Origin of the sequence: Microbacterium sp., assembly GCF_030149085.1 — a bacterium.
GTDB lineage: Bacteria > Actinomycetota > Actinomycetes > Actinomycetales > Microbacteriaceae > Microbacterium.
In genome coordinates this window covers 1-5,835 of record NZ_JASBSF010000224.1, presented here as the reverse complement: position 1 = coordinate 5,835, position 5,835 = coordinate 1, and the positions used below count along the sequence as shown (strand labels likewise).

At 67.6% G+C, this 5,835-nt stretch carries 11 protein-coding genes; 3 read left to right on the top strand and 8 right to left on the bottom strand.

Annotated elements, in window-relative coordinates:
• A partial coding sequence (locus Q1V87_RS09150) for an HAD-IC family P-type ATPase (protein ID WP_300591889.1) occupies nt 1–1,334 on the top strand: 1,334 nt, incomplete at its 5' end.
• 216 nt (nt 1,335–1,550) lie between these two features.
• Nucleotides 1,551–1,727, top strand: coding sequence for a hypothetical protein (locus tag Q1V87_RS16295; RefSeq protein WP_366945425.1), 177 nt, complete (start codon nt 1,551–1,553; stop codon nt 1,725–1,727).
• Here the strand turns inward: Q1V87_RS16295 and Q1V87_RS09140 are convergent.
• Nucleotides 1,708–3,036 (bottom strand): FAD-dependent oxidoreductase, encoded by a 1,329-nt coding sequence (locus tag Q1V87_RS09140; protein WP_300591887.1) that lies wholly within the window; start codon nt 3,034–3,036, stop codon nt 1,708–1,710. The two genes, Q1V87_RS16295 and Q1V87_RS09140, sit on opposite strands and share 20 nt — an antisense overlap.
• A 72-nt stretch (nt 3,037–3,108) precedes the next feature.
• Here Q1V87_RS09140 and Q1V87_RS09135 point away from each other — a divergent pair, with 72 nt between their 5' ends.
• A complete protein-coding gene (locus Q1V87_RS09135; RefSeq protein ID WP_300591885.1) occupies nt 3,109–3,396 on the top strand; it encodes a hypothetical protein in 288 nt (95 codons plus the stop codon).
• Between the two features lies 1 nt (nt 3,397).
• Here Q1V87_RS09135 and Q1V87_RS09130 read toward each other — a convergent pair whose 3' ends face one another.
• The 7 genes from Q1V87_RS09130 to Q1V87_RS09100 form a co-directional block, all read right to left on the bottom strand.
• Nucleotides 3,398–3,655 (bottom strand): type II toxin-antitoxin system RelE/ParE family toxin, encoded by a 258-nt coding sequence (locus Q1V87_RS09130; protein WP_300591883.1) that lies wholly within the window; start codon nt 3,653–3,655, stop codon nt 3,398–3,400.
• Complete coding sequence (locus Q1V87_RS09125; RefSeq protein ID WP_300591881.1) at nt 3,652–3,909, bottom strand: type II toxin-antitoxin system Phd/YefM family antitoxin; 258 nt, start codon at nt 3,907–3,909, stop codon at nt 3,652–3,654. Before Q1V87_RS09125 ends, Q1V87_RS09130 begins: the two co-directional genes overlap by 4 nt.
• 48 nt (nt 3,910–3,957) lie before the next feature.
• Entirely contained in the window at nt 3,958–4,404 is a 447-nt protein-coding gene (locus Q1V87_RS09120; RefSeq protein WP_300591879.1) for a pilus assembly protein TadG-related protein, read from the bottom strand.
• Complete coding sequence (locus tag Q1V87_RS09115) at nt 4,401–4,892, bottom strand: TadE family protein (protein ID WP_300591877.1); 492 nt, start codon at nt 4,890–4,892, stop codon at nt 4,401–4,403. The genes Q1V87_RS09120 and Q1V87_RS09115 overlap by 4 nt, the downstream gene beginning before the upstream one ends.
• Complete coding sequence (locus tag Q1V87_RS09110) at nt 4,864–5,262, bottom strand: TadE family protein (protein ID WP_300591875.1); 399 nt, start codon at nt 5,260–5,262, stop codon at nt 4,864–4,866. The genes Q1V87_RS09115 and Q1V87_RS09110 overlap by 29 nt, the downstream gene beginning before the upstream one ends.
• Before the next feature lie 11 nt (nt 5,263–5,273).
• Nucleotides 5,274–5,504 (bottom strand): hypothetical protein, encoded by a 231-nt coding sequence (locus tag Q1V87_RS09105; protein WP_300591891.1) that lies wholly within the window; start codon nt 5,502–5,504, stop codon nt 5,274–5,276.
• Between the two features lie 37 nt (nt 5,505–5,541).
• A partial coding sequence (locus Q1V87_RS09100) for a type II secretion system F family protein (RefSeq protein ID WP_300591873.1) occupies nt 5,542–5,835 on the bottom strand: 294 nt, incomplete at its 5' end.

The following is a 5,835-nucleotide window of genomic DNA, read 5'->3' as shown; positions in this document are numbered from 1 at the left end:
TCCTCGCGACGATGAAGGGCGGGCCGGATGTCGTCATCGACCGCTGCTCGCGCGCCGTCACCGCTGAGGGCGTCGTCCCTATCGCGGACGCAAAGGACAGCATCCTGGAGGCGAACGCCGAGCTCAGCCGCAACGGCCTGCGAGTCCTCGCGATCGCAGTGCGCGACCTCGAGGGTCGGGAAGCAGCGGCGAAGACCGATCCCATGTCGTTTGCCGAGGACTTCACCTTCGTCGCCCTCGTCGGCATCATCGACCCGCTGCGCCCCGAGGCAATCGAGGCGGTCCGCGTCGCGGGCGAGGCGGGCATCGAAGTGCGGATGATCACCGGCGACCACGCCGTGACGGCAGCCGCGATCGGGCGGGAGCTGGGCCTCGGCCCCGGCGCGATCAGTGGCCCCGAGCTGCGGGCGCTCAGCGACGAAGAGCTCACCGCACGCCTGCCCGAACTCCACGTGTTCGGGCGCGTCACCCCCGAAGACAAGCTGCGGATCGCCCGCCTCATGCAGGAGCGCGGCGATGTCGTGGCGATGACCGGGGATGCCGTCAACGACGCCGCAGCCCTCAAGCAGGCCGATATCGGCGTCGCGATGGGATCGGGAAGCGAGGTGACCAAGCAGGCCGGCAAGATGATCCTCACCGACGACAACTTCGGCACGCTCGTCGAGGCGATCCGGCTCGGTCGCACGATCTACGACAAGATCGTCAGCTACATCCGCTACCAGATGGCGGGCCTGTTCTCGCTCGTGCTGCTGTTCCTGGTCTCGAGCATCTTCGACATCAACAACGGCACCCCGATCACACCACTGATGGTGCTGTTCCTGAGCTTTTTCATCACCTTCTTCCCCGTGCTCGTCATCACGCTCGACCCGAGCCCGGCAGGACTCATGTCGCAGCCGCCACGGAACACGAAGATTCCGTTGGCCAACCCCCGCTCGATCGGCCAGTGGCTGCTGTACGGCGTCGCGATCTTCGGCGCCGCGCTTGCCGCAATGCTGCTCTCGCCGGGAACCCCGAGTCAGACCGAGCCGTCGGTCCCCGTCACGATGACCTTCGTCGTGCTGAGCCTGGGCATGGTCCTCGCCGGGTTCGCGATGCGCCGCGATCCCGCATCCGGTCTTGCCGCCCCGATCAGCAACGCCCTGAAGTGGATGTGGATCCCGATCGTGCTGACAGTCCTCTCGGTCGAACTCGACTTCATGAACGCGCTGCTCATGACGACGCCGCTGGATGCCGCGCAATGGTGGCTCGCGATCGGCCTCGCCCTGATTCCCCCGATCGTGGTCGAGGGAGACAAGCTGATCCGTCGGTCGCTGGCCCGGGGGCACGCAGCATGAGCGGACTCGTCCCTTATCTCCACTTCGACGGCACCGCCAGAGAGGCGCTGACCTTCTACCAGTCGGTTTTCGGCGGCGACCTCGAGCTGTATACGTTCGGCGAGTTCTCGCGCACGGACGGACCGAAGGAAGCGATCGCCCACGGAGCCCTCTCAGGCCTGGTGACCCTGTTCGCCGCGGATGCCGCAGCCGGCGAAGAGTCCGTGGCTATGGCCGGTGTCGAGTTCTCGCTTCTCGGCACCGCCTCGGCTGAAAAAGCTGACCGCATGGTTCGGCGCTCTAGCCGACGGCGGCGAGATCGTGGATGCGTTGCAGCAGCGCCCGTGGGGCGACTACGACGGCATGGTCCGCGACCGGTACGGCGTCCGCTGGCTCATCGGCTACCAGGGCTGAACGCGGTCCGCAGCGTGGTCATGGCGCTGGCGACGAGTTCGTCATCGGTCAGCCGCGCGTTTCGCTCCGCAGCAGCGCCGCCGGCAAACCCGAGGAGGACGGGTAGCCCGAACGCCTTGTAGCCATTGACCCAGAACGGCCATGCGCCCGGGTTCTCGGGATCCACGATGTTGATGACGTCGACGTCAGGGTCCCAGAAGACCTCGTCGAACGCGAGCCACAGCTTGTCGAGCAGACCCATCCCGAGGGCCGAGATCGCGGCGGTCTTCTCGTCGGGAAGCGGTGGGTCGAAGGCGATGGCGCCGGCCTGGAGAACGCCGAGGGGTACCGTCACGATGGCGACCGCGCCGGAAAGGGTCTGACCGTCGTCCGCAGTGATGGTGACTCCGGCGGCATCCTGCGTGATCCGGGTCACCGGCCATCCCGTGCGGATGTCGAGACCGGCGGCCGCCTCGGATACCAGGGCACCATAGCCGTCGCTCAGCAAGGCGTCGCCGCCGCGCTGCTCATCGCCCTCGTCCAAGGCGGCGATGGCGAGGCGATCGGGGTCTGCTCCGTACTCCCCTGCGACCTCGACGGCTACCGCCCACGTCTGTCCCGCGGTGAGAGTGGTGGGAGGCAGATCCGACATCGGCCGTGCCTCAGGATCGTCCTCGTCGGATGCCTCCCAAGTGATCTCTTCCAGCCAATCGAGAGCGTCCTCGTCGGCGCCGATCTGGTTGTCGTAGTCGAACGGGATGAGGGCGGTTCCGGCATCCGCTGCCAGCAGGGTTATCGGGTTGTCAGCGGTGCCGTGGATCCAGGATGCGCCGAGGTCGGCGACCCCGCCCGCGAACGGAACCGTGTGAGCGCGGCCGCCGATCCGGTCGCGCCCCTCGACAACCGTGACCTCTCGTCCGGCGGCGACCAGCGCGCGGGCGGCGGCGAGTCCTGCGAACCCCGCACCGATGACGATGACCGGCCCCGTCGTGTCCGTCACCTGTGCGGCGGCCCGCTCACCGGACTGCCAGGCGCCGGTCGTGGTCGCGGGCGCGCTCGTCGAGGTCGCTTCACCGGCGAAGAAGAGGCGCCCCACAGGAGCAGCGAGCAGTTCCCGAGCGCTCGAGCCGAGGTCGCTCGGGGCGAGGTATGAGTAGGAACCGAAGGCGAACGGATCCGCCGACCAGGACGTCCGGAGGAACGACGTCGGCCGATCCGGCACTCGCGAACGGATCCCCGGGTCGGTGCCTCGCGGAGTACAAGCCGCGAGCGCGGCGGAGACGCCAAGAGCGAGGCTGCCGAGCATCAGCGAGCGGCGGGACACATCCACGATCGAACGCTACCGCGCGGCATCCGTCTTGAGGGGGATCCATTCGCCGCGCGACGGACGTACTCTCGGCTCATGTCGGATGTGTTGGGGTGGCTCACGATCGCTGCCCTCGCGCTCGCGCCCGTGAGCTTCGCGATCGGCGGCGCAATCGCGTGGCGGCAGGGCCGAGCACTGCAGTCGTCGTCCATCTCGGGAGGAACCTTCGGGATGGACGAGCTCTTCTACCCGTCAGCCCAGAACGCACGGTTAGCGTGGGAGCATGAGCAGATCATCCCCGCGCCCGCGCCGACTCCCGACAAGGGGCCCGGGGTCATCGGAGCCGACGGCCGGATCGTCATCGAGGTGAACGACTCGGAGTGAGTCACCTCTCGTAGACATCCCGCCGGTGGCCGGCACGCACGACAACGATCGTCAGGAGGTCGTCCTCGATGCGGTAGAGCACGCGGTAATCGCCAGTGCGCACCCGCCACTCGGGCCGCGCCGTCAGCTTGGTCGCCGCTGGCGGCCTCGGGTTCTCGCTCAGCAGCTCGATGACGGCTTGTACGCGCCGCTTCGCTTCCGGCGGAAGCTTGCGGATCTCGCGAACCGCCGCCGGGAGGACCTCGATGCGGTAGGTCACAGCCCGAGCTCGCGCTTCACGTCCTCCCACGGGATTGGCGTCTCGGACAGTCGCTCGGTCTCGGCCCAGGCCGCATCGACGGCGCGAATGTCACTGAGTTCCTCGGCGTCGGCTTCGAGCTGGGCGAGGGTCTCTGGGTCAACAATCGCCGCAACTCGCCTATCACGTCGGGTCAAATAGACGGTCCCGCGGCGGGCTTCATCGATCACGGAGGCGAGCCGATCGCGCGCATCCGTGATCGGGATATCAGTCATGACCACACGGTACTCCCGTTTCGCTGCATTACGTACGTTTCAGGACTGTCACCGCAGGGCGTTGCGGCTGGTGGCGGTGGCCTGGAGCGAGACACCGTCGGGCACGAAGAGACTGAAGACCGGCGGGTGCCACTGTCCCGCAACCGTGACGCGAGCCGACACACCGTCGGGCGTGGATGCCGAGACCAGACTCGCGTCGGCATCCGACTGCGCCAGCAGCGCGCTTGCCTGCGCGTACACGTCGCCCGACGAGAGCTCCGCCCGCGGCGAGCCACTCGCGATCGTGAGCGTGAAACCATCAGCACCTGCGAGCGCCGCAGCATCGGCGACGCTGTCGAGCCGCTTCTGCGCGAGGTACAGGCTCGTCGCATCGACCGTCACGAGGATCAGCGCGAGCGCGAGCATCGCGTACCCCAGCACCAGCGGCAGGATGCTGCCCTCCTCGTCACCCACGGCAGGCACCGAATCGCGAAGCCGCCTCAGTACCGTCCTCATCCCCCGCTCCAGAACCGGGACATCCGCTGCACCGCACTCGCTTCGACCGGGACGCTCGCGATCTGATCGAGCCCGAGCACCGGCGGCGCGAGCGGCAGTGAGACGCGCGTTGCGACCGAAACCCGCACCGTCGCCCCCGCTGTCGGGCAGGATGCCGACGCCGGAACACACGAAATCGACAGGGAGGTGGCGGACGCGTCCAGGTCGTACGCCGCCATCACTGCCGACAGCACCTCTGAGGCGCTGGAGCCAGCGGATGCCGCATCCGACGACAGCGAGATCGCCCGCGCGACGTGGCGGGCTGCGGCTTCGGCGCCGAGTGCCTGATGCTGAATCTGGCCGAGCGCGACAACGACGTAGATGAGCGGCACGAGCATGAGGAGTCCGACCGTGAGGAACTCGAGGGATGCAGAGCCGTCATCCTCGCGCAGAAACCGAGCCAGTCGTGAACGCAACCTGTCAGCGATCGAACGACTCCAACGGAGCATGGGCGGTCACCTCCGTCTTCAGGCCGCTCGGCCACAGGCCCACGAGCGGGATGCTCGCCCGCACCGTGACCTCGACCGCAGGCTGACCGTCGATCATGACCTCGCGGATGCCGACATCCGTTCCGTACTCGGCTCCGATCGCCCGGGTGATCACCTCGCGCGTGCGATCGACGGCTGAGCCGGTAGCGGTGTCGGCGAGTGCGCCGTAATAGGCCCCCTCGACCGCCGCGTCGTGCACGACGTTTCTGACGTAGGTGGCGATGCCCAGCTGAATCACACCCAGCGTGAGGGCCGTGAGCAGGGCGGCGACCATGACGAACTCGACCGGCGCAGAGCCCCGATCGTCATCCGAGAAGCCACGATCACTCACAGCCAGCCGCCTCAGAACCCCGATACGCGGGAGATCGCCTGTTCGAACAGACCCGACAGCGCAGGACCCGCGAGCGCCCAAATCAACACGACCAGCCCTGCGGTCATGAGCGTGATCAACACCCAGCCGGGTACGTCACCGCGGTCTTCACGCAGCGCGGCTGCCACGCCGGCGTCCTCTAGATCGGTTCCCGCACGCGGCGCGATCGCTTCGCGCAGGCGGTTCAGCATCCGTCTCATCATCATCTCCTTCGGTTCGGTTATCGCTATTGGTGGGCACTCATCCGAGGTCGAGCATCACGACGCCGGGGAAGATCGCAAACAGCACGCTGACCGGCAGAATCAAGAAGACAAGCGGGATGAGCATCGCAATCTCTTTGCGGCCGGCCTGCTCAATGAGCTCGCGCTGCTCCCCCGAGCGCGCATCGGCGGCGTGGGCGTGGAGCACATCAGCGAGGGGCGTTCCCCGGTCGACCGCTGCGACGAGTTGATCGATCGCGCGCGACAGGGCCGGGCTGTCTTCTCGACGAGCGAACGCAAGCAAGGCATCCGTCAACGCCGATCCGGTCCCGAC

Coding starts and splice junctions, on each gene's coding strand:
- Q1V87_RS09135 (WP_300591885.1), top strand. CDS start 3,109: ATGTCGGATGTGTTGGGGTGGCTCACGATCGCTGCCCTCGCGCTCGCG.
- Q1V87_RS09125 (WP_300591881.1), bottom strand. CDS start 3,909: ATGACTGATATCCCGATCACGGATGCGCGCGATCGGCTCGCCTCCGTG.
- Q1V87_RS09120 (WP_300591879.1), bottom strand. CDS start 4,404: ATGAGGACGGTACTGAGGCGGCTTCGCGATTCGGTGCCTGCCGTGGGT.
- Q1V87_RS09115 (WP_300591877.1), bottom strand. CDS start 4,892: ATGCTCCGTTGGAGTCGTTCGATCGCTGACAGGTTGCGTTCACGACTG.
- Q1V87_RS09105 (WP_300591891.1), bottom strand. CDS start 5,504: ATGATGAGACGGATGCTGAACCGCCTGCGCGAAGCGATCGCGCCGCGT.